The sequence below is a fragment of the Pseudomonas sp. SM4 genome (assembly GCF_051913165.1).
Lineage (GTDB): Bacteria > Pseudomonadota > Gammaproteobacteria > Pseudomonadales > Pseudomonadaceae > Aquipseudomonas.
In genome coordinates, this window is the sequence record NZ_JBODOE010000004.1 from 359,122 (window position 1) to 381,022 (window position 21,901).

Genomic DNA, 21,901 nt, shown 5'->3' on the forward strand with positions numbered 1-21,901 from the left:
AAACAACACAAGTGGCCATGAACGATATCTCCGCTCCCGAGCAATACGATCTGCAAACCGCTGCCCTGAAGGTGCCGCCGCATTCCATCGAGGCCGAACAGGCCGTACTCGGTGGTCTGATGCTGGACAACAACGCCTGGGAACGCGTGCTCGATCAAGTCTCCGACGGCGATTTCTATCGACATGACCACCGCCTGATCTTCCGTGCGATCGCCAAGCTGGCCGATCAGAACTCGCCGATCGACGTCGTGACCCTTGCCGAACAATTGGACAAGGAAGGTCAGACCTCGCAAGTCGGCGGTCTCGGTTACCTCGGCGAACTGGCGAAAAACACGCCGTCCGTCGCCAACATCAAGGCCTATGCGCAGATCGTCCGCCAGCGTGCGACGTTGCGCCAACTGATCGGTATCAGCACCGAGATCGCCGACAGCGCCTTCAACCCGGAAGGGCGCACCGCCGAGGAAATCCTCGACGAAGCCGAACGGCAGATCTTCGCAATTGCCGAGGCCCGGCCGAAAACCGGTGGCCCGGTAGGCGTGAACGATTTGCTGACCAAGGCCATCGATCGCATCGACACGCTGTTCAACACTGACAACGCGATTACCGGCCTGTCCACTGGCTACACCGACCTCGACGAGAAGACCAGTGGCCTGCAGCCGGCTGACTTGATCATCGTCGCCGGTCGTCCATCGATGGGTAAAACCACCTTCGCGATGAACCTGGTGGAAAACGCCGTACTGCGCAGCGACAAGGCCGTTCTGGTGTATTCCCTCGAGATGCCAGGCGAATCGCTGGTCATGCGTATGCTCTCCTCGCTGGGCCGCATCGACCAGACCAAGGTGCGTTCCGGCCAACTGGAAGACGACGACTGGCCGCGCCTGACCTCGGCGGTCAACCTGCTCAATGACCGCAAACTGTTCATCGACGACACGGCTGGTATCAGCCCGTCGGAAATGCGTGCGCGGACCCGGCGTCTGGCGCGTGAACACGGCGAGATCGGCCTGATCATGATCGACTACCTGCAGTTGATGCAGATTCCGGGCTCCGGTGGCGACAACCGGACCAACGAGATTTCGGAAATCTCGCGTTCCTTGAAAGCCCTGGCCAAGGAATTCAACTGCCCGGTGGTGGCGCTGTCCCAGCTCAACCGTTCCTTGGAGCAGCGGCCGAACAAACGTCCAATCAACTCCGACCTCCGGGAATCCGGAGCGATCGAGCAGGATGCTGACGTGATCATGTTTGTGTACCGGGACGAGGTTTATCACCCGGAGACCGAGCATAAAGGTATTGCCGAAATCATCATCGGCAAGCAGCGGAACGGGCCGATCGGCTTTATCCGCCTGGCGTTTATCGGTAAGTACACCCGTTTCGAAAACCTCGCGCCGGGCAGCTATAACTTCGACGACGACGAGTAATTTAGCGTCCTGAAGGGCCCCATCGCTGGCAAGCCAGCTCCCACAGGGATCGCATCGGTCCTGTGGGAGCTGGCTTGCCAGCGATAGGGTCGCCACCAATTTCCGACTACAGCCGTCGGAATTGGTCAAAATTTGTGCTATATTCCGCGCCCGCGAAATTCAATGAAAGCCAACACCGGTTATCGACATGCAAGCAGCCAAGCCGTTATTTGACTATCCAAAGTACTGGGCCGAATGTTTCGGGCCAGCGCCATTCCTGCCGATGAGCAGGGAGGAGATGGATCAGCTTGGCTGGGATTCCTGCGACATCATCATCGTCACCGGTGATGCCTACGTCGATCACCCGTCGTTCGGCATGGCGATCATCGGCCGGCTGCTGGAGTCGCAAGGCTTCCGCGTCGGGATCATTGCCCAGCCAAACTGGCAGTCCAAAGACGACTTCATGAAGCTCGGCGAGCCGAACCTGTTCTTCGGCGTCGCGGCCGGCAACATGGACTCGATGATCAACCGCTACACCGCCGACAAGAAAATCCGTTCCGACGACGCCTATACCCCAGGCGGTATGGCCGGCAAACGTCCGGATCGCGCGAGCCTGGTCTACAGCCAGCGCTGCAAAGAGGCTTACAAAAACGTGCCGATCGTCCTCGGCGGCATCGAAGCTTCCCTGCGTCGCATCGCCCACTACGACTATTGGCAGGATCGCGTGCGTAACTCGATCCTGATCGACGCCTGCGCCGACATTCTGCTGTACGGCAACGCCGAGCGCGCGATTGTCGAAGTCGCCCAGCGTCTGTCCTACGGTCACAAGATCGAAGACATCACCGACGTGCGCGGCACCGCGTTCATTCGTCGCGATACGCCGAAAGACTGGTACGAAGTCGACTCGACACGCATCGACCGTCCGGGCAAGGTCGACAAGATCATCAACCCGTACGTGAATACTCAAGACACCCAGGCCTGCGCCATCGAGCAGGAAAAAGGTCCGGTTGAAGATCCGCAGGAAGCCAAGGTCGTACAGATCCTGGCCAGCCCGCGCATGACCCGTGACAAGACTGTGATTCGTCTGCCGTCGGTTGAAAAAGTGCGTGGCGACGCCGTTCTGTATGCCCACGCCAACCGCGTGCTGCACCTGGAAACCAACCCGGGCAACGCCCGTGCGCTGGTGCAGAAGCACGGCGAAGTCGACGTCTGGTTCAATCCGCCGCCGATTCCGATGACCACCGAAGAAATGGACTACGTGTTCGGCATGCCTTACGCCCGTGTTCCGCACCCGGCGTACGGCAAGGAGAAGATCCCGGCCTACGACATGATCCGTTTCTCGGTGAACATCATGCGTGGCTGCTTCGGTGGCTGCACCTTCTGCTCGATCACCGAGCACGAAGGCCGGATCATCCAGAACCGTTCCGAAGAGTCGATCATTCGCGAGATCGAAGAGATTCGCGACAAGGTCCCGGGCTTCACCGGCGTCATTTCCGACCTCGGCGGCCCGACCGCGAACATGTACCGCATCGCCTGCAAGACGCCGGAAATCGAATCGGCATGCCGCAAGCCGTCCTGCGTGTTCCCGGGCATCTGCCCGAACCTGAACACCGACCACTCGTCGCTGATTCAGCTGTACCGCAGCGCCCGTGCGTTGCCGGGTGTGAAGAAGATTCTGATCGCTTCCGGCCTGCGTTACGACCTCGCGGTCGAGTCGCCGGAGTACGTCAAAGAGTTGGTGACCCACCACGTCGGCGGTTACCTGAAGATCGCCCCGGAACACACCGAGGAAGGTCCGCTCAACCAGATGATGAAACCGGGCATTGGCAGCTATGACAAGTTCAAGCGCATGTTCGAGAAGTACACCAAGGAAGCGGGCAAAGAGCAGTACCTGATTCCGTACTTCATCGCCGCCCACCCGGGCACCACCGATGAAGACATGATGAACCTCGCTCTGTGGCTCAAGGGCAACGGCTTCCGCGCCGACCAGGTGCAGGCGTTCTACCCGTCACCGATGGCCACCGCCACCGCGATGTACCACTCGGGCAAGAACCCGCTGCGCAAAGTCACTTACAAGAGTGACGCGGTGACCATCGTCAAGAGCGAAGAGCAGCGTCGTCTGCACAAGGCGTTCTTGCGTTATCACGACCCGAAAGGCTGGCCGATGCTGCGTGAAGCGCTGATCCGCATGGGTCGCGCCGACCTGATCGGTTCGGGCAAGGATCAGTTGATCCCGACGCACCAGCCGACCACCGACAGCTACCAGAGCGCCCGTCGCAAGAACTCGACGCCGGCCGGCAGCCATAAAGTGGCGAAGGAAGGCAAAGAGAAGACCACCAAGATCCTCACCCAGCACACCGGCTTGCCGCCACGTGCCAGTGATGGTGGTAATCCTTGGGACAAGCGTGAACAGGCCAAGGCGGCGGCGTTTGCCCGCAATCAGCAGGCGGCCAAGGAGCGTAAGGACGCCGCGAAAGGCAAAGGGCCGAAGCCGACCCGCAAGCCGGTCGTACCGCGCTAAGTTGCTTTTTAGCTGAACAGAACGCCAACCTTCGGGTTGGCGTTTTTTTTGAGTCAGAAGATCGCAGCCTGCGGCAGCTCCTACAGTGGGATTCGCGTTTCCCTGTAGGAGCTGCCGCAGGCTGCGATCTTTTGATCTTCGCCACATTTAGGCGCAACTTCGCCCAACCATTTCCCCGCATCGCCCGATTTTGGTGCTGTACTGCCCTGAGCATTCCGGGAAAGCGCCCAAGCCTCTGCATGGCATAAGTCTTGCGCGCTTTCGAATACGCTTAGGCTCGCAGGAGGCACGCCGTGTCGATTCATGTCGCATTGCATCACGTCACGCATTACCGCTACGACCGCGCTGTCGAACTCGGCCCGCAGATCGTTCGCCTGCGCCCGGCCGCCCACAGCCGCACGCGGATTCTGTCGTATGCGCTGAAAGTCTCGCCCGAGCAGCACTTCATCAACTGGCAGCAAGACCCGCAGGGCAACTACCTCGCGCGGTTGGTGTTCCCGGAGAAAACCGATGAATTGCGCATCGAAGTCGATCTGCTGGCCGAAATGGCCGTGTTCAATCCCTTCGACTTCTTCCTCGAACCCTACGCCGAGAAAATCCCCTTTGCCTACGCCGCCGATGAACGCAAGGAACTGGCGCCGTACCTCGAAACCCTGCCGCTGACACCGAAATTCAAAGCGTATCTGGACGCCATCGACCGCACGCCGCTGCCGGCAGTGGACTTCCTTGTGGCGCTCAATCAGCGCCTGAGTGAAGACATCGGCTACCTGATCCGCATGGAACCGGGCGTGCAAACCCCGGAGCACACCCTCGAACATGCGTCCGGCTCGTGCCGCGACTCGGCGTGGTTGCTGGTGCAATTGCTGCGCAACCTCGGCTTGGCTGCGCGATTTGTCTCCGGCTATCTGATCCAACTGACGGCCGACGTGAAAAGTCTCGACGGGCCGTCCGGCACCGACGTGGATTTCACCGACCTGCACGCCTGGTGTGAGGTGTACTTGCCGGGTGCTGGCTGGATTGGTCTGGACGCCACGTCCGGGTTGTTCGCCGGTGAAGGGCATATCCCGTTGGCCTGTAGTCCCGATCCGTCCTCGGCGGCGCCGATCAGTGGCTTGGTCGAACCGTGCGAATGCGTGTTCAGCCACGAAATGTCGGTGGAACGAATATGGGAGGCGCCGCGCGTCACCAAGCCTTACACCGATGAGCAATGGCTGGCGATTCAGGCACTGGGCCGGCAGATCGATGCCGATCTACTGGCAGACGACGTACGCCTGACCATGGGCGGCGAGCCGACTTTCGTCTCTATCGATGACCCCGATGGCGCCGAGTGGAACACCGCTGCATTGGGTGAGGATAAACGCCGGCTCTCCGCCGAACTGTTCCAGCGCATGCGCAAGCACTACGCGCCGAAGGGCCTGGTGCATTTTGGTCAGGGCAAGTGGTATCCCGGCGAGCAACTGCCGCGCTGGTCGCTCAATTGCTATTGGCGCCGCGACGGCATACCGATCTGGCACAACGACGCGCTGATTGCTGACGAACAACAGGGTTACGGTGCCACGGGTGAGTTGGCCGGGCGTTTTCTCGCCAGTGTCGCCGAACGCCTGAAACTGCCTACACGCTTTGTGTTCCCGGCCTACGAAGACAACTTCTATTACCTCTGGCGCGAGGGCACGTTGCCGAGCAACGTCAGTGCCGAAGATTCACGTCTGGAGGAACCGCTGGAGCGCGCACGCCTGCGCAAGGTCTTCAGTCAGGGCCTGAACAAGGTGATCGGCCAAGTGCTGCCGTTAGCGCGCACAGCCAAGGGCGATCAATGGCAAAGCGGCCGCTGGTATCTGCGCGATGAGCACTGCCGTTTAGTGCCAGGGGATTCGCCACTGGGCTATCGCCTGCCGCTCGGTTCGCAGCCGTGGGTAAAGGCTGCCGAATACCCGTTTATTCACCCTCAGGATCCGAATCAGGACTTTCCCGAACTGCCGCAAACCGCGCAGCTCAACCGTCACGGCGAACCGGCGCTGGTTGACGAGCGGGCCCCGAAGATCGACGAATCCGCCGACTGGCTGACCCGCACCGCGTTCTGTGCCGAAGCCCGCGAGGGGCGGTTGTACCTGTTCATGCCGCCGCTGGAGCGGGTCGAAGACTATCTGGAACTGGTGGCGGCCATCGAGGCCACCGCCGAAGAACTGCATTGTCCGGTACTGCTGGAAGGCTACGAGCCGCCGAGCGACCCGCGCCTGAGCAACTTCCGCATCACCCCGGACCCTGGCGTGATTGAGGTCAACGTGCAGCCGTCGGCGACCTGGGACGAGTTGGTCGAGCGCACCGAATTCCTCTATGAAGAAGCGCGGCAAACCCGCCTGACCACCGAGAAATTCATGATCGACGGCCGCCACACCGGTACCGGCGGCGGCAATCACTTTGTGCTCGGCGGCGCGACGCCGGCGGATTCACCGTTTCTGCGACGTCCGGATCTGCTGCGCAGCCTGATCAGTTACTGGCACAACCATCCATCGCTGTCGTACCTGTTTTCCGGATTGTTCATCGGCCCGACCTCACAGGCGCCGCGCGTCGACGAGGCACGCAATGACGCGCTGTATGAACTGGAAATCGCTTTCGCGCAGATGCCGGAACCGGGCGAGGAGTGCGCGCCGTGGCTGGTCGATCGACTGCTGCGCAATTTGCTGATCGACGTCACTGGCAACACTCATCGCGCCGAGTTCTGCATCGACAAACTGTATTCGCCGGATGGCGCCACCGGGCGTCTCGGCTTGCTGGAGTTGCGCGCATTCGAAATGCCGCCGCATGCGCGCATGAGCCTGGCTCAACAGTTATTGCTGCGGGCGTTGGTCGCACGGTTCTGGCGTGAACCTTATGCGCCGCCGAAACTGGCGCGCTGGGGCACCGAGCTGCACGATCGCTTCTTGTTGCCGCACTTTATCGAGCAGGATTTCGCTGACGTTATCGTCGAACTGAACAATGCCGGTTATTCACTGCGGGCCGAATGGTTCGCCGCGCACCTGGAGTTTCGGTTCCCCAAGGTTGGCGATTACGCCGTCAACGGCATTGAACTGGAACTGCGACAGGCGCTGGAGCCCTGGCACGTGTTGGGCGAGGAGGGCGCGGCAGGTGGCACGGTGCGTTATGTCGATTCATCGCTGGAGCGTTTGCAGGTCAAGGTCAAAGGGCTGCCGCCGCAGCGTTATCTGCTGACCTGTAATGGCGTCGCGGTGCCGTTGCACCCGAGCGGGCGCGTCGGTGAATTCGTCGCCGGTGTGCGTTACCGCGCCTGGCAACCAGCCAACTGTCTGCAACCGACGATAGCTGTCCACGCACCGCTGGTGTTCGACCTGCTCGATACCTGGATGGGACGCTCGCTGGGCGGCTGTCAGTACCACGTCGCTCATCCCGGCGGGCGTAATTACGAGACGTTGCCGGTCAATGCCAACGAAGCGGAGAGCCGGCGCATGGCGCGATTCTTCCGTGTCGGACACACGCCAGGGAAACTTCCTGTACCGAACGTGGAAATCAGTGACGAGCTGCCGATGACAATCGATTTACGACGTTTCTAAGGCCTACACGACATGCGGATTTTTCGTCTATCCGCAGGTCATGTGCCTGCGTTAGTCTGACCGTTCCCTGCTGTCTGCCGAGCTTTCCATGCCTGACCTGCTAGACCGCTACCCGCTGACGGCGGGCACTTATCACGAACTGCTCGACGGCAGTGGCGCGGTGCGCCCGCACTGGCAGCGGCTGTTCGATCAGTTGCAGCGCAGCACCCCGGCGCAGTTGGTACAACGGCAGGCATTGCTGGCGCGGCAGATTCAGGAAAACGGCGTTACCTATAACGTCTATGCCGACCCCAAAGGCGCGGATCGGCCGTGGGAACTGGATCTTTTGCCGCATGTGATTGCGGCGGATGAATGGCAACAGTTGTCAGCCGGGATCGCTCAGCGTGCGCGCCTGCTCAATGCCGTGCTGGCGGATCTCTATGGCCCACAAAAGCTGATCAGTGATGGGTTGCTGCCGGCGGAACTGGTCTTCGGCCACAACAATTTTCTCTGGCCGTGTCAGGGCATTGCCCCACCGGAAGGGGCTTTTCTTCATCTTTACGCGGTGGATCTGGCGCGCACGCCAGACGGCCGCTGGTGGGTGACGGCTGATCGCACCCAGGCACCCTCGGGTGCCGGTTATGCGCTGGAAAATCGCACCATTGTCTCCCGTGCCTTTCCCGAGCTGTACCGCGATCTGAAGGTGCAGCACCTGGCCGGTTTCTTTCGCACCTTGCAGGAAACCCTCGTGCGTCAGGCGCCGAGCGGCGATGACGCGCCGCTGGTGGTCTTGCTCACGCCGGGACGCTTCAACGAAAGCTACTTCGAACATTTGTATCTCGCCCGCCAGCTCGGTTATCCCTTGGTCGAGGGCGGCGACCTGACCGTGCGCGACGCCACGGTCTACCTGAAAACCCTCAGCGGGTTGCGCCGCGTGCACGCGATCATGCGCCGACTCGACGATGACTTCTGCGATCCGCTGGAGCTGCGCACGGACTCGGCGCTCGGCGTTCCCGGTCTGCTCGAAGCGGTGCGTCAGGGCCGCGTGCTGGTGACTAACGCGTTGGGTAGCGGCGTGCTGGAGTCGCCGGGGTTGCTGGGGTTTCTGCCGAAGATCAACCAATACCTGTTCGGCGAAGAACTGATCCTGCCGTCGATTGCCACGTGGTGGTGCGGCGAAGCGCCGGTGCTGGCGCAGGCGCTGGAAAAACTGCCGGAACTGTTGATCAAACCGGCGTTTCCCTCACAGACTTTTGCGCCCGTATTTGGCCGGGATCTGAGCGAAAAACAGCGCCAGGATCTGGCTTTGCGCATGCAAGCGCGGCCTTATGCCTACGTGGCGCAAGAATTGGCACAACTGTCCCACGCGCCGATCTGGCAGGCCGAGAACGGTCAACTGCAACCCCGGGCGATTGGCATGCGCATGTACGCCGTCGCCAGTCGCGACGGTTATCGTGTGCTGCCCGGTGGCCTGACCCGGGTGGCCGCCGAGGCTGATGCCGAGGTGGTGTCGATGCAGCGCGGCGGCGCAAGCAAGGACACCTGGGTGCTGGGCGAGCGGGCGCCGAGCGGCGAACAATGGAAAACCCAGCGCAATGTCGGCGTGCATGATCTTGTGAGGCGTGATCCCTATCTGCCGTCGCGGGTGGTGGAAAACCTGTTCTGGTTCGGCCGTTATTGCGAACGCTGCGACGACAGTGCGCGGCTGCTGCGGATCATGCTCGCGCGGTATGTCGATGGCGATGACCCGCAAGCCTTGCAGGCAGCCGTCGACCTCGGCGAGCGACTGACGCTGTTACCGGACGAAGGTGAGTTGCCTGAACGTTTGCTGGCCGCACTGCTCGGCGATGACTGGTCGTTCAGCCTGCGCTCCAACCTGCAACGCTTGCAGTGGGCCGCCTCGCAGGTGCGCGGCAAGCTTTCGCGGGAGAACTGGCAGGCACTGGTCGAATTGCAGCGCGAAGCCACTGAGCTGGACACCGACGAGCCGGATTTCGGCGAGTTGCTGGATTTTCTCAACCGTCTGGTGATGTCGCTGGCGGCGTTGTCCGGTTTTGCCCTCGACGACATGACCCGCGACGAAGGCTGGCGCTTTCTGATGATTGGTCGACGCATTGAGCGTCTGCAATTTCTCAGCAGCAGTCTGGCGGCATTTCTACGCGGCGCCGGCGCGTTCGATCAGTCGGGGCTGGAATGGCTGCTGGAACTGGGCAACAGCAGCATCACCTATCGCTCGCGTTATCTGGCGGTGGCGCAATTGATTCCAGTGCTTGATCTGTTGCTGCTCGATGAGCAAAACCCGCACGCGGTGTTGTTCCAGTTGAAATTGGTGACGCGTACGTTGAAACGTTTGAACGATGATTTCGGTGCGCCAAGGGAGGCGGGATTGCCGCAGTTGGTCGAGCGTCTGGCGCGGTTCGATCTGGGCTGTCTGGAAAACCCGTTGTTCGGCGAGAACAGCGTGCGTGCGGCCCTCGATGGCCTGGCGGATCTGCTGCAAGCCATCGCCGAGGCCAGCGGCCAAGTCTCGGATCGTCTGGCGTTGCGCCATTTTGCCCATGTCGATGATGTCAGCCAGCGTACGGTGTCCGTCTGATGAGCGCGCATTACCAGATCTTCCACGACACCTGTTATCACTACGACAGTCCGGTATCGCTGGCGCAGCAACTGGCGCATCTGTGGCCGCGCGAATGCGCCTGGCAGCGCTGCACTGAACAAGCGTTGTTGATCAGCCCGGAGCCGACGGCGCGCCGCGATGAGCTGGATGTGTTTGGCAACCCGCTGACCCGATTGGCCTTCGAACGGCCGCACGATGAATTGCAGGTCAATGCACGGCTGACCGTGGAAGTGCTGGCGCGGCCTGCACTGGATTTCACGCAGTCGCCGGCATGGGAGCAGACCCGCGATGCGTTGACCTACAGCAGTCAGCCGTTGTCCGCCGAAATACTTGAGGCGTGTCGCTATCGGTTCCAGTCACCGTATGTTCATTTGAAGCGCAGCTTCGTCGAGTTCTCGCAAAGCTGCTTTCCACCTGGGCAGCCATTGATGCTCGGCGTGCAAGCCTTGATGCAGAAGATTTTCAGCGAATTCACTTTTGATGCCGAAGCGACCCAGGTGGCGACGCCGCTGGTGGAAGTGCTGGAGCGGCGTCGCGGGGTCTGTCAGGACTTTGCTCATTTGATGCTGGCGTGTGTGCGCTCCCGAGGCCTGGCGGCGCGTTATGTCAGTGGCTATCTGCTGACTCAGCCACCACCGGGGCAGCCACGCTTGATCGGCGCCGATGCGTCACATGCCTGGGTGTCGGTGTTTTGTCCGGTGCTGGGCTGGGTAGATTTTGATCCGACCAACAATGTGCAACCGGCGCTGGAACACATCACATTGGCGTGGGGGCGGGATTTTTCCGATGTATCGCCGTTGCGCGGGGTGATCCTTGGCGGCGGCAATCACGACCCGGAAGTGCGCGTCACCGTAATGCCCATCAATGAGTGATAAAGCACCCTGTGGGAGCGGGCTTGCCCGCGATGGCGGAGTGTCTGTGATGACTTTTTTGGCTGTGCCGCAATCATCGCGGGCAAGCCCGCTCCCACAGGGTTTTGTGGCAAATTCTGAGGGGAAGGGCTGTGAGGGCCGGCGGTGGAACCGCCAGCCCCGTCACAAATCCGCAGGGTCTGATTCGATCATCAAACCCGGTGGGGCTCAGGCGTCGGGCGCCTGATCTTTCGGTGCTTCAATTGCATCAACATCATCTTCTGTTGCCACTTCACCCTCAGGGTTCAGTGCTGCTTCTTCAGCTGTTTGTTTCTTGCGCTGAAGCTTTTCCTCTTTCTTCTGTTCCTTTGCCAGGTCTCGTTGACGTTTGGCGAAGGAGTAATTGGGTTTGGCCATGGGCGTTCCTCTTGGTCGAAGGTGAGGTTGAGCGGCGCGTATTCTGCCCTGTATCGGTGCCTTGCGGTTAGCCGGGTTTTTGGTCGACCCATTTTGGCGTGACGGTCGGCTTCCAGTTATCCAGGGCATCGAGCAGCGTTTGTGGCGATTCGCTCACTTGCAGCATGTCACGGTGTGGCGCACGAACGAAGCCTTCGCCGACGATGTGGTCAAGAAAAGCAGTGAGTTTGCTGTAAAAACCGTTCACTTCCAGCAGCCCCAGCGGTTTGCCGTGGTAACCGAGCTGGCCCCAGGTCCAGACTTCGAACAGCTCTTCCAGCGTGCCGAGGCCGCCGGGCAGGGCGATGAACGCATCGCTGAGTTCAGCCATGCGCGCCTTGCGCGCGTGCATGCCGTCGACCACTTCCAGGCGTGTCAGGCTTTTATGGCCAATCTCTTTGTCCATCAGGCTCTGCGGAATGATGCCGATCACTTCGCCGCCGGCGGCCAGGGCAGCGTCGGCGACAATTCCCATCAAACCCACGGCGCCACCGCCGTAAACCAACGTCAGCTTACGCTCGGCGAGGGCTTGGCCAAGGGCGATGGCGGCTTCGGTGTAAGCCGGGACGGTGCCGGCGTTGGCACCACAAAATACACACACGGATTTCACAGACATGCCTTCCTCCTGGGTCAATCCGTCACAGGGTAATGGCTGGCAGGCCTCGATCCAAGGACTAAACTTCGCGCTCCGGTGATTCAAAGGTACCGCTGGCGCCACAGGCGTAGGCGGCGAGCAAACTGCACAACAGACCGTTAAAGAACATGACAGGCACTCCGTCTCAGTAGATGCGCCGATCATAGGGCGGGCCGGGGAATCTGGCCGTTAGATTGTCTCGATGAGTGTCATAGCCTGAAAGTTGTATACAATTTTTGACTCAAGTCATAGGAACTTGCGAAGATTTCAGGCAGTCTTTCCACCATTAGTGTTTTTGTTAACCCTGCCTTGGAGATTCACCATGTTTTCCAAAGTTGTTGCGGTATCCCTGCTGGCCCTGGCCAGCAGCCAATTGATGGCTGCCGAGTGCAAAACCACCGTTGACTCCACCGATCAGATGTCCTTCAACACCAAGGAAATCGTGATCGATAAGAGCTGCAAGACCTTCACCGTCGAACTGACCCACTCCGGCAGCCTGCCGAAAAACGTCATGGGCCATAACCTGGTGATCAGCAAAGAAGCTGATATGCAGCCAATCGCTACCGCTGGCCTGGCCGCCGGTATCGACAAGAACTACCTGCCGGAAGGTGACGCGCGCATCATTGCTCACACCAAGATCATCGGCGCCAAGGAAACCGACTCGCTGACCTTCGACGTGGCGAAGATTGCAGACGGCGGCTACGGCTTCTTCTGCTCGTTCCCTGGCCACATCTCGATGATGAAAGGCACGATTACCGTCAAGTAATTGAGTCAGGCATAAAAAAAGCGTCCCTCGGGACGCTTTTTTGTTTTCTGTAGGAGCTGCCGAAGGCTGCGATCTTTTGCTCTTGATCTTCAAAGCCGGATCAAAAGATCGCAGCCTCGTTTCACTCGACAGCTCCTACAGGGGCTTGCAACTTACGGGGCGAATGGCATCACGCGTTTGTGATGGGTCTTGTTGTAAGTTGCGACGATGATGTCGAACGCTTCCTGGCGCACCGGTTCGCCATGCAGGAAGGCGTCGATTTCGGCATAGGTCACGCCGTGGGACGCTTCGTCGGGTTTGCCCGGCGACAGGTCTTCCAGATCCGCCGTCGGCACTTTCTCGACCAGCGATTCCGGCGCGCCGAAGCTGCGGGCAATCGCGCGAACCTGATTTTTCACCAGACCGCTTAGCGGCGCCAGATCGCAGGCGCCGTCACCGAACTTGGTGAAGAAACCCATCACCGCTTCCGCCGCGTGGTCGGTACCGATCACCAGCCCGTGCGCCGCGCCGGCGATGGTGTACTGAGCAACCATGCGCATCCGCGCCTTGGTGTTGCCGAGGACGAAATCCACCGAGACCGCGTGCTTGCCTTCGAAGGCTGCGACTTCACTGGCCAGCGACTTCACGGCCGGGCCGATGTTGACGGTGTGGCGTTCATCCGGGGCGATGAAATCCACCGAGGCCTGGGCGTCGTGCTCGTCGAACTGGGTTTCGTACGGCAGGCGCACGGCGATGAATTTGTAGTCGTTGTCGCCGGTCTGGTCACGCAGTTCGCGCATCGCGCGCTGGGCCAGCAAGCCTGCGGTCAGTGAGTCGACGCCGCCGCTGATGCCCAGCACCAGCGTCTTGAGCCCGGAATTGACCAGGCAATCCTGAATAAAGGCGATGCGCCGGGCGACTTCGGCCTGCAGGGCCTGGTAGTCGGCGAACGGCGGTTGCACCTTGAGCTGCTGCGCAATCTCACGCTGTACGGCTTGCATGAATTCACTCCTTGCTGGATAGACGGGAATCGGCAGGAACCTGGAACACGTGTCGCAAATAGGCGACGAAATTCGGGTCTTTGCAGTGGGACTTGCCTGGCTCGTCGGAGATCTTCGCCACCGGTTGGCCGTTGCAGGCGGTCATTTTAAGCACGATGCTCATCGGTTCGACACCCGGAATGTCGCAGGTGAGGTTGGTGCCGATGCCGAAGCTGACGTTGATCCGACCGTGCAGCGCGCGGAAGATCTCCAGCGACTTGGGCAGGGTCAGGCTGTCGGAGAACACCAGCGTCTTGCTCATCGGGTCGATGCCGAGCTTGTGGTAATGCGCGATGCATTTTTCGCCCCACACCACCGGATCCCCGGAGTCGTGGCGCAGGCCATCGAACAGTTTGGCGAAAAACAGATCGAAATCGCCGAGGAAGGCATCGGTGGTGATGCAGTCGGTGAGCGCGATCCCCAGCAAACCCCGGTACTCACGCACCCAACAGTCGAGCGCGGCGATCTGGCTGTCGATCAACCGTGGGCCGAGTTGCTGGTGGGCCATGATCCATTCGTGGGCCATGGTGCCCAGCGGTTTCATGTCCAGTTCGCGGGAAAGATGCACGTTGCTGGTGCCGACGAAACGCCCGGGGAAATCGTGCTTGAGCACGTTCACCACTTCTTCCTGCACACGGTAAGAAAACCGGCGACGGGTGCCGAAATCGGCGACCTGCAGTTGCGACAATTCGTCGGCCGAGGCGTTGGCGGTCAGCCAGTCGAACTTGCGATAGAGCTGCTCGCGCGCCTGTTCGAGCACGGTTTCGCGGTAGCGATAGCGGTTGCGCACTTCGCTGACGATCGCCAGCAGTGGCACTTCGTAAAGGATTACATGCAGCCATGGCCCGCGCAGACGGATGAACAGCTCGCCGTTCTCGATGCCGGTGTGCACGTAGCGCAGGTTGAAGCGGAACAGCCCGAGGAAACGCAGGAAGTCCGGTTTCAGGAAGCTGATGCGTTCAAGGAAATTCAACTGGTCGGCGCTCAGGCTCAGCTCGGCCAGGCGCTCGATCTGATAGCGGATCTCGGCCAGATACGGGCGCAGATCCTCGCTGTTACGGCAACGAAACTCCCATTCGACTTCGACGTTGGGGTAGTTGTGCAGCACCGCCTGCATCATCGTCAATTTGTAGAAGTCGGTGTCGAGCAGGTTCTGCACGATGCGATCGGCAAACACGCTCTCGCTCATAACGGGGTCTCCAGGTGCGCCGCGCTGTGGCGCGGTCTCAATCAATAGCGCTAGTGGCGCATATCAGCGGTGGGGATTGCCAGCAATTTCTGCTGGGCTTCTGTAGGAGCTGCCGCAGGCTGCGATCTTTTGATGTTGGTTTTCAAGATCAAAAGATCGCAGCCTCGTTGCACTCGACAGCTCCTACGGAGAGGTCGGTCAGGGATTGTCGATCTGTTCGAGCATCCATTTGACGAAGTCGCGCACCTTCGGTACTTCCGCCGCGTGCTCCGGGTAGGCGAGGTAATAGGCGTCGGAGCTCGGCATTGCATGCTGCCAGGGAATGACCAGTTTGCCGTCGGCCAATTCCTCTTCCACCAGAAACCGTGGCAGCAGTGCCACCCCGCATCCAACTTGCGCGGCACGAATGCACATATAAAAGGTTTCAAACCGTGGCCCGTGATAGCTGTGTTCGGTCTGGTAGCCCTGGCTGTCGAACCAGTCGTGCCAGGCCTGCGGGCGCGAGGCATTTTGCAGCAGGACCAGATCGGTGAGTTGCGTCGGATCAGTAAACGGCTTGTCGGGCATGCTGCCTGGCGCGCAGACCGGCACCAGCTCTTCACCGAACAGCTTCAGGCATTCCGTGCCGGGCCGCGAACCCTGGCCGAAATAAAATGCCAGATCGCTGCGCCCCTGCAGCAGATCATCCGCTTCCTGCTCGTTGCACAGGTCCAGATGAATCGACGGATGACGTAGCCGCCAGCCTTTCAAACGCGGCACCAGCCAGCGCGCGCCGAAGGTCGATGGCGTCGATACGCGTAAGACTTCGGTCTCGCCACCGTAGGAACGCAGGTAATGGGTCGACATCTCCACCTGCGTGAGGATTTTTCGTACTTCGACCAAGTACAAATCCCCGGCCGGGGTCATCTGCAAACGTCGGCGCACGCGGAGGAACAATAAGTGTTGTAACAATTCCTCAAGCTGCGCGACCTGCTTGCTCACCGCACTCTGGGTCAGGTTCAGCTCCTCGGCGGCGCGGGTGAAGCTCAGGTGGCGGGTCACGGCTTCGAAGCACTGCAGGGCAGTGATCGAGGGCAAGTGGCGTTTGTTCAGCATGACCGATCCTTTTCTTGTCTTTCTATGCTCAGCATGAATAAACGGAATGATATCTCGCGTAAAGGTCGTTTGTTGCCTTGCCAATGTGACGCTACAACTAAAGGCCTGCCCGGTCGTGCAAACAGCGGCCGCACACATTCAGTTTTTTGCTTGAGGAGTGACCCATGGTTGCCGCATTGCTTGATCGTCTAGGTGTGAACCCGGCCCTGTATCAGAACGGCAAAGTGCCGGTGCATTCGCCGATCGACGGCAGCCGCATCGCCGCTGTGAACTGGGAAGGCCCGGCCGAAGTCGAGCAGCACATCAGTCGCGCAGATCATGCGTTCGAGCAATGGCGCAAGATTCCGGCCCCGCGTCGCGGCGAATTGGTGCGTCAGTTCGGTGAAGTGTTGCGTGAATACAAAGCCGACCTCGGGGAACTGGTTTCGTGGGAGGCGGGCAAAATCACCCAGGAAGGTCTGGGTGAAGTGCAGGAGATGATCGACATCTGCGATTTCGCCGTCGGTCTTTCTCGCCAGCTGTACGGCTTGACCATCGCCTCCGAGCGTCCTGGCCACCACATGCGTGAAACCTGGCATCCGCTGGGCGTGGTCGGCGTCATCAGTGCGTTCAACTTCCCGGTCGCGGTGTGGGCGTGGAACACCACGCTGGCGCTGGTTTGCGGCAACCCGGTGGTATGGAAGCCGTCGGAGAAAACCCCGCTGACCGCGCTGGCCTGTCAGGCGCTGTTTGATCGTGTGGTGAAGAATTTTACCGATGCGCCGGCGAATCTTTGCCAAGTGATCATCGGTGGTCGCGACGCGGGTGAAGCGCTGGTCGATGACCCGCGTGTCGCCCTGATCAGCGCCACCGGCAGCACGCGCATGGGCCGCGAAGTGGCGCCGAAAGTCGCCGCGCGATTTGCTCGCAGCATTCTGGAATTGGGCGGCAACAACGCGATGATCCTCGGCCCGAGCGCCGATCTCGACATGGCCGTGCGCGCGATTCTGTTCAGCGCCGTCGGTACCGCAGGCCAGCGCTGCACCACGTTGCGTCGTCTGATCGCCCATGAATCGGTAAAGGAAGAAATCGTCACTCGCCTGAAAGCTGCGTACTCGAAAGTACGCATCGGCAACCCGCTGGAAGGCAATCTGGTCGGCCCGCTGATCGACAAGCACAGCTTTGAAAACATGCAGGATGCGCTGGAGCAGGCATTGAGCGAGGGTGGCCGGGTATTCGGCGGCAAGCGCCAACTGGAAGATCAGTTCCCCAACGCCTACTACGTGTCGCCAGCGATTATTGAAATGCCCGAGCAGAGTGATGTGGTGTGCAGCGAAACCTTCGCACCGATTCTGTATGTGGTTGGCTATAACGATTTCCAGGAAGCGCTGCGCCTGAACAACGCGGTGCCGCAAGGGTTGTCATCGTGCATCTTCACCACTGATGTACGTGAGGCTGAGCAATTCATGTCGGCGGTGGGCAGTGATTGCGGGATCGCCAACGTCAACATCGGCCCGAGCGGCGCGGAGATTGGTGGTGCGTTTGGCGGCGAGAAAGAAACCGGTGGTGGCCGTGAGTCGGGCTCCGACGCCTGGCGCGGGTACATGCGCCGCCAGACCAACACCGTGAATTATTCGCTGGAGTTGCCGCTGGCGCAGGGCATTACGTTCGACTGAGTTTGGAATGACACCGATCCCCTGTGGGAGCGGGCTTTTGTGGTGAGGGGATTTATCCCCGACGGGCTGCGCAGCGGCCCTGAAAATTTAAGAGCGACGACTGCTTCGCAGCCGATCGGGGATAAATCCCCTCGCCACAGGGTTTACATCACAAATGGTTTCTTTCCTACATTGAATTGTGTGTTTGGCAGGTTTCTGTTGGAGTCTGGCAATGCCGTTACGCGAAGAATGTCTGTGGGAACAGCTCACGCCAAAAAGGCCGGATAACACCGCGCTCAGGGGCGAAGTCAAAGTCGATGTCTGCGTGATCGGCGCCGGGTTTACCGGGTTGTCGGCCGCGCTGCATCTGTTGGAAAAAGGCAAAAGCGTCTGCGTGCTGGAAGCGCATCGCGCCGGTCACGGTGGCTCCGGGCGCAACGTCGGGCTGGTCAACGCCGGCATGTGGATTCCACCGGACGAGATCGAAGCCGGTTTCGGCGAGGCCGTTGGCAGTCAGCTCAATCGCATGCTCGGGGCCGCGCCCGCGCTGGTGTTCAGCCTTGTGGACAAGTACAACATCGATTGCCAGTTACGCCGCGAAGGCACGCTGCACATGGCGCATAACGCCAAGGGCGAGGCCGATCTGCGCAGTCGCGAGCAACAATGGAAACGCCGTGGCGCACCGGTCGAGTTGCTGACCGGCAAGGCCTGCGAACAAGCCACCGGGACGCAAAAAATTGCTGCGGCACTGCTCGATCGCCGCGCCGGCACGCTCAACCCGATGGCCTATGTCACCGGGCTGGCGAATGCCGTGATCGATCTCGGCGGGCAGATGTTCGACCATTCACCGGTCACCCGACTCGAACGTCAGGGCGCGAAATGGTCGGTGCAAACCGAGCACGGTTCGGTGCTCGCCGAACAAGTGGTCATCGCTTCCAACGCCTACACCGAGGGCGACTGGACCGAACTCAAGCGCAACTTCTTCCCCGGTTATTACTATCAGGTCGCCTCGGTGCCGCTCACCGAAGACGCTGCGCAGGAGATTCTTCCCGGCGGGCAGGGTTCGTGGGACACCCGCCAAGTGTTGAGCAGCATTCGCCGCGACAAAGAAGGGCGGTTATTGCTCGGTAGCCTGGGCAACGGTAATCAGAAACCGACATGGTTCCTGAAAGCCTGGGCCGACCGCGTGCAACAGCATTACTTCCCCAATTTGAAACCGGTCGAATGGGAATGCACCTGGACCGGGCGCATCGCGTTCACCCCCGATCACCTGATGCGTCTGTTCGAGCCAGCGCCGGGACTGGTGGCCGTCACTGGCTATAACGGCCGTGGCGTCACGACGGGCACGGTGGTTGGCAAGGCTTTCGCCGACTATCTGTGTAACGGCAATCCACAAGCACTGCCAATCCCCTTCGCACCGATGCAGCCCTTGGCGGGCGTAGGCTTGCGCAGTTGCCTGTACGAGGCCGGGTTCTCGCTGTATCACGCGGGCCAGTGCCTGCGCATCGTCATTTGAGTGTTGAAATATGTTGCCGGAAGCGGCGCTTTCCGATGCAGCGACTAGCCTGTAATGGTGCGGGTTGTAGCAGTCCCGCACCAGCAGTGTGCAGTTCGGTGACGCGGGCTGTTACAGGCTGGTTGCACGTCGTTTGGTGCCGCGGTTGCAATGATGGCGCATGCGGGTTGCGCCTTTAGAAATAAATGGTTTCACCTTCCGCGGTTTAGACGGTTGCACGCCCAATGAAAATGGGAACGAAACAGTCGAAATAACAAGAAAGCAGCGACTTTTTGAAGAATAAAAAACCGATGGCACGGCCCTTGCTCTGAGCATTCAGTGAAGTGAAGTCGCAGTGCCAACTAAAAAAAACCTTGGAGCACCACCTCATGTCCCAGACGTTTTACAAGAAAGGCTTTCTGGCCCTCGCAGTGGCTACTGCGTTGGGTGTTTCTGCGTTTGCTCAGGCTGATATCAAAATCGGCGTAGCGGGTCCAATGACGGGCGCCAACGCGGCATTTGGCGAGCAGTACATGAAGGGTGCACAGGCAGCGGCTGACGCAGTCAACGCGGCAGGTGGCGTCAACGGGGAGAAAATCGTTCTGGTCAAAGGCGATGACGCCTGCGAACCGAAGCAGGCGGTGACGGTCGCCAAGGACCTGGTCAACCAGAAAGTCGCTGGCGTCGTCGGTCACTTCTGCTCTTCTTCGACCATTCCAGCGTCGGAAATCTATGACGAAGCCGGTGTGATCGCGATCACTCCAGGTTCCACCAACCCGCAAGTGACCGAACGCGGCCTCAGCGCCATGTTCCGTATGTGCGGCCGTGATGATCAGCAGGGCATCGTCGCCGGCGACTACATCGTTGACGTGCTCAAAGGCAAAAAGGTTGCCGTGCTGCACGACAAGGACACCTACGGCCAAGGCCTGGCGGATGCCACCAAGGCACAGCTTGAGAAGCGTGGCGTGAAGCCGGTGCTGTACGAAGGCCTGACCCGTGGTGAGAAAGACTTCAGCGCCGTGGTCACCAAAATCCGCGCCGCCGGCGCCGATGTCGTCTACTTCGGCGGTCTGCACCCGGAAGCCGGCCCGTTGGTCAAACAACTGCGCACTGAAGGCCTGAAAGACGTGAAGTTCATGTCTGACGACGGCATCGTCACCGACGAACTGGTGACCACCGCTGGTGGCCCGCAATACGTCGACGGCGTGCTGATGACCTTTGGCGCCGACCCGCGCATGCTGCCGGAAAGTAAAACCGTGGTGGATGCCTTCCGCAAGGCCGGCACCGAGCCTGAAGGCTACACCCTGTACGCTTACGCTTCGGTTCAGACCCTGGCGGCCGCCTTCAATGGCGCCAAGTCCAACAGTGGCGAAAAAGCCGCCGAGTGGCTGAAAGCCAATCCGGTGAAAACCGTCATGGGTGAGAAGGCCTGGGACAAGAAGGGTGACCTGAAAGTCTCCGACTACGTGGTTTACCAGTGGGATGCGACTGGCAAATATCACCAGCTGGAAAAACAGAAGTAAGGGCTGACGCGATCATTTGATCCCCTCCCATAACTGTGGGAGCGGGCTTGCCCGCGATGGCGTCAGGTCAGTCGACACACAGGTTGACTGATCCACCACTATCGCTGGCAAGCCAGCTCCCACAGGGTTTGGAGTGATTGGGTCAATCGCGCTCTGACATTGCTCCGACGTAAATCTGTATTTTCCCTAGAAGAGCCGCCCGCCCACAGGTGTGCAGGTTCTCACTGCGTGAGATTGCGTTATGGATGGTATTTTCCTGCAGCAACTGGTCAACGGCCTGACCCTCGGGTCGGTCTATGGCCTGATCGCCATCGGCTACACAATGGTCTACGGCATCATCGGCATGATCAACTTCGCCCACGGCGAGGTTTACATGATTTCCGCTTACCTGGCGGCAATCAGTCTGGCTCTGCTGGCTTACTTCGGTATCGAATCTTTCCCGCTGCTGATGCTCGGCACGCTGATCTTCACCATCGTCGTCACGGCGGTGTATGGCTGGGTGATTGAGCGAGTCGCCTACAAACCCCTGCGCAACTCCACCCGACTGGCACCGCTGATCAGCGCCATCGGCATCTCCCTGATCCTGCAAAACTATGCCCAGATCAGCCAGGGCGCCCGTCAACAGGGTGTTCCAACGCTGCTCACTGGCGCCTGGCGCGTCGACATCGGCACCGGTTTCGTTCAGCTCACCTACACCAAGATCTTCATCCTGGTGGCCGCGTTCGTCGGCATGGGTCTGCTGACCTATGTGATCAAATACACCAAGCTCGGCCGTATGTGCCGCGCCACTCAGCAAGACCGCAAGATGGCCTCGATTCTGGGGATCAACACCGACCGCGTTATCTCCTACGTGTTCATCATCGGTGCAGCCATGGCGGCATTGGCCGGCGTGCTGATCACCATGAACTACGGCACGTTCGACTTCTACGCAGGCTTCGTCATCGGCATTAAAGCCTTCACCGCTGCGGTACTCGGCGGGATCGGTTCGCTGCCGGGTGCGATGCTGGGCGGGATCATCCTCGGCATCTCCGAGTCGCTGTTCTCCGGCCTGGTCAACTCCGACTACAAAGACGTGTTCAGCTTCTCGCTGCTCGTACTTGTTCTGGTCTTCCGGCCGCAGGGTCTGTTGGGCCGTCCTCTTGTGTCGAAGGTGTAAGCG

The 21,901-nt window shown here is 60.1% G+C and carries 15 protein-coding genes; 10 read left to right on the forward strand and 5 right to left on the reverse strand.

Going from position 1 to position 21,901, the window contains the following annotated elements; all coding sequences use genetic code 11:
• Positions 1 to 17 precede the first annotated feature (17 nt).
• From dnaB to ACQ4MY_RS09970, 5 genes are all read left to right on the forward strand, one after another.
• A complete protein-coding gene (gene dnaB, locus ACQ4MY_RS09950; protein WP_008078305.1) occupies positions 18 to 1,415 on the forward strand; it encodes a replicative DNA helicase in 1,398 nt (465 codons plus the stop codon).
• A gap of 187 nt (positions 1,416 to 1,602) precedes the next feature.
• Complete coding sequence (locus ACQ4MY_RS09955; RefSeq protein ID WP_045122956.1) at positions 1,603 to 3,915, forward strand: YgiQ family radical SAM protein; 2,313 nt, start codon at positions 1,603 to 1,605, stop codon at positions 3,913 to 3,915.
• Positions 3,916 to 4,208: 293 nt separating this feature from the next.
• A complete protein-coding gene (locus ACQ4MY_RS09960) occupies positions 4,209 to 7,484 on the forward strand; it encodes a DUF2126 domain-containing protein (RefSeq protein WP_440094910.1) in 3,276 nt (1,091 codons plus the stop codon).
• A gap of 88 nt (positions 7,485 to 7,572) precedes the next feature.
• Positions 7,573 to 10,059 (forward strand): circularly permuted type 2 ATP-grasp protein, encoded by a 2,487-nt coding sequence (locus ACQ4MY_RS09965; protein ID WP_440094911.1) that lies wholly within the window; start codon positions 7,573 to 7,575, stop codon positions 10,057 to 10,059.
• Positions 10,059 to 10,952 carry a transglutaminase family protein gene (locus tag ACQ4MY_RS09970; protein WP_440094912.1) on the forward strand — a complete coding sequence of 298 codons (894 nt, stop codon included), beginning with the start codon at positions 10,059 to 10,061 and terminating at the stop codon, positions 10,950 to 10,952. Before ACQ4MY_RS09965 ends, ACQ4MY_RS09970 begins: the two co-directional genes overlap by 1 nt.
• Before the next feature lie 207 nt (positions 10,953 to 11,159).
• Here ACQ4MY_RS09970 and ACQ4MY_RS09975 read toward each other — a convergent pair whose 3' ends face one another.
• Together ACQ4MY_RS09975 and ACQ4MY_RS09980 are read right to left on the reverse strand one after the other, a co-directional pair.
• Positions 11,160 to 11,348: a hypothetical protein gene (locus ACQ4MY_RS09975; RefSeq protein ID WP_008078298.1), complete on the reverse strand. Its 189-nt coding sequence runs from the start codon at positions 11,346 to 11,348 to the stop codon at positions 11,160 to 11,162.
• 67 nt (positions 11,349 to 11,415) lie between these two features.
• Positions 11,416 to 12,003, reverse strand: a complete 588-nt coding sequence (locus ACQ4MY_RS09980; RefSeq protein WP_008078297.1) for a TIGR00730 family Rossman fold protein — start codon at positions 12,001 to 12,003, stop codon at positions 11,416 to 11,418.
• Between the two features lie 340 nt (positions 12,004 to 12,343).
• Between ACQ4MY_RS09980 and azu the strand changes: the two genes are divergently transcribed.
• On the forward strand, positions 12,344 to 12,787 hold the full coding sequence (gene azu / locus ACQ4MY_RS09985) for an azurin (RefSeq protein ID WP_008078296.1): 444 nt from the start codon (positions 12,344 to 12,346) through the stop codon (positions 12,785 to 12,787).
• A 152-nt stretch (positions 12,788 to 12,939) separates the two neighbouring features.
• Here the strand turns inward: azu and nadE are convergent, their stop codons facing one another.
• From nadE to ACQ4MY_RS10000, 3 genes are all read right to left on the reverse strand, one after another.
• On the reverse strand, positions 12,940 to 13,767 hold the full coding sequence (gene nadE, locus ACQ4MY_RS09990) for an ammonia-dependent NAD(+) synthetase (protein WP_008078295.1): 828 nt from the start codon (positions 13,765 to 13,767) through the stop codon (positions 12,940 to 12,942).
• Between the two features lie 4 nt (positions 13,768 to 13,771).
• Positions 13,772 to 14,995, reverse strand: a complete 1,224-nt coding sequence (pncB, locus tag ACQ4MY_RS09995) for a nicotinate phosphoribosyltransferase (protein WP_008078294.1) — start codon at positions 14,993 to 14,995, stop codon at positions 13,772 to 13,774.
• 198 nt (positions 14,996 to 15,193) lie between these two features.
• On the reverse strand, positions 15,194 to 16,090 hold the full coding sequence (locus ACQ4MY_RS10000; protein ID WP_440094914.1) for a LysR family transcriptional regulator: 897 nt from the start codon (positions 16,088 to 16,090) through the stop codon (positions 15,194 to 15,196).
• Between the two features lie 164 nt (positions 16,091 to 16,254).
• Between ACQ4MY_RS10000 and amaB the strand changes: the two genes are divergently transcribed.
• The 4 genes from amaB to ACQ4MY_RS10020 all read left to right on the forward strand — a co-directional run bounded on the left by amaB (position 16,255) and on the right by ACQ4MY_RS10020 (position 21,898).
• A complete protein-coding gene (gene amaB / locus ACQ4MY_RS10005; protein ID WP_440094915.1) occupies positions 16,255 to 17,745 on the forward strand; it encodes an L-piperidine-6-carboxylate dehydrogenase in 1,491 nt (496 codons plus the stop codon).
• A gap of 211 nt (positions 17,746 to 17,956) precedes the next feature.
• Positions 17,957 to 19,240, forward strand: coding sequence for an L-pipecolate oxidase (amaA, locus tag ACQ4MY_RS10010; RefSeq protein ID WP_440094916.1), 1,284 nt, complete (start codon positions 17,957 to 17,959; stop codon positions 19,238 to 19,240).
• Positions 19,241 to 19,608: 368 nt separating this feature from the next.
• A complete protein-coding gene (locus ACQ4MY_RS10015) occupies positions 19,609 to 20,742 on the forward strand; it encodes an ABC transporter substrate-binding protein (RefSeq protein WP_008078283.1) in 1,134 nt (377 codons plus the stop codon).
• A 241-nt stretch (positions 20,743 to 20,983) separates the two neighbouring features.
• Entirely contained in the window at positions 20,984 to 21,898 is a 915-nt protein-coding gene (locus ACQ4MY_RS10020) for an ABC transporter permease subunit (protein WP_008078282.1), read from the forward strand.
• The last annotated feature ends 3 nt before the right edge of the window (positions 21,899 to 21,901 follow it).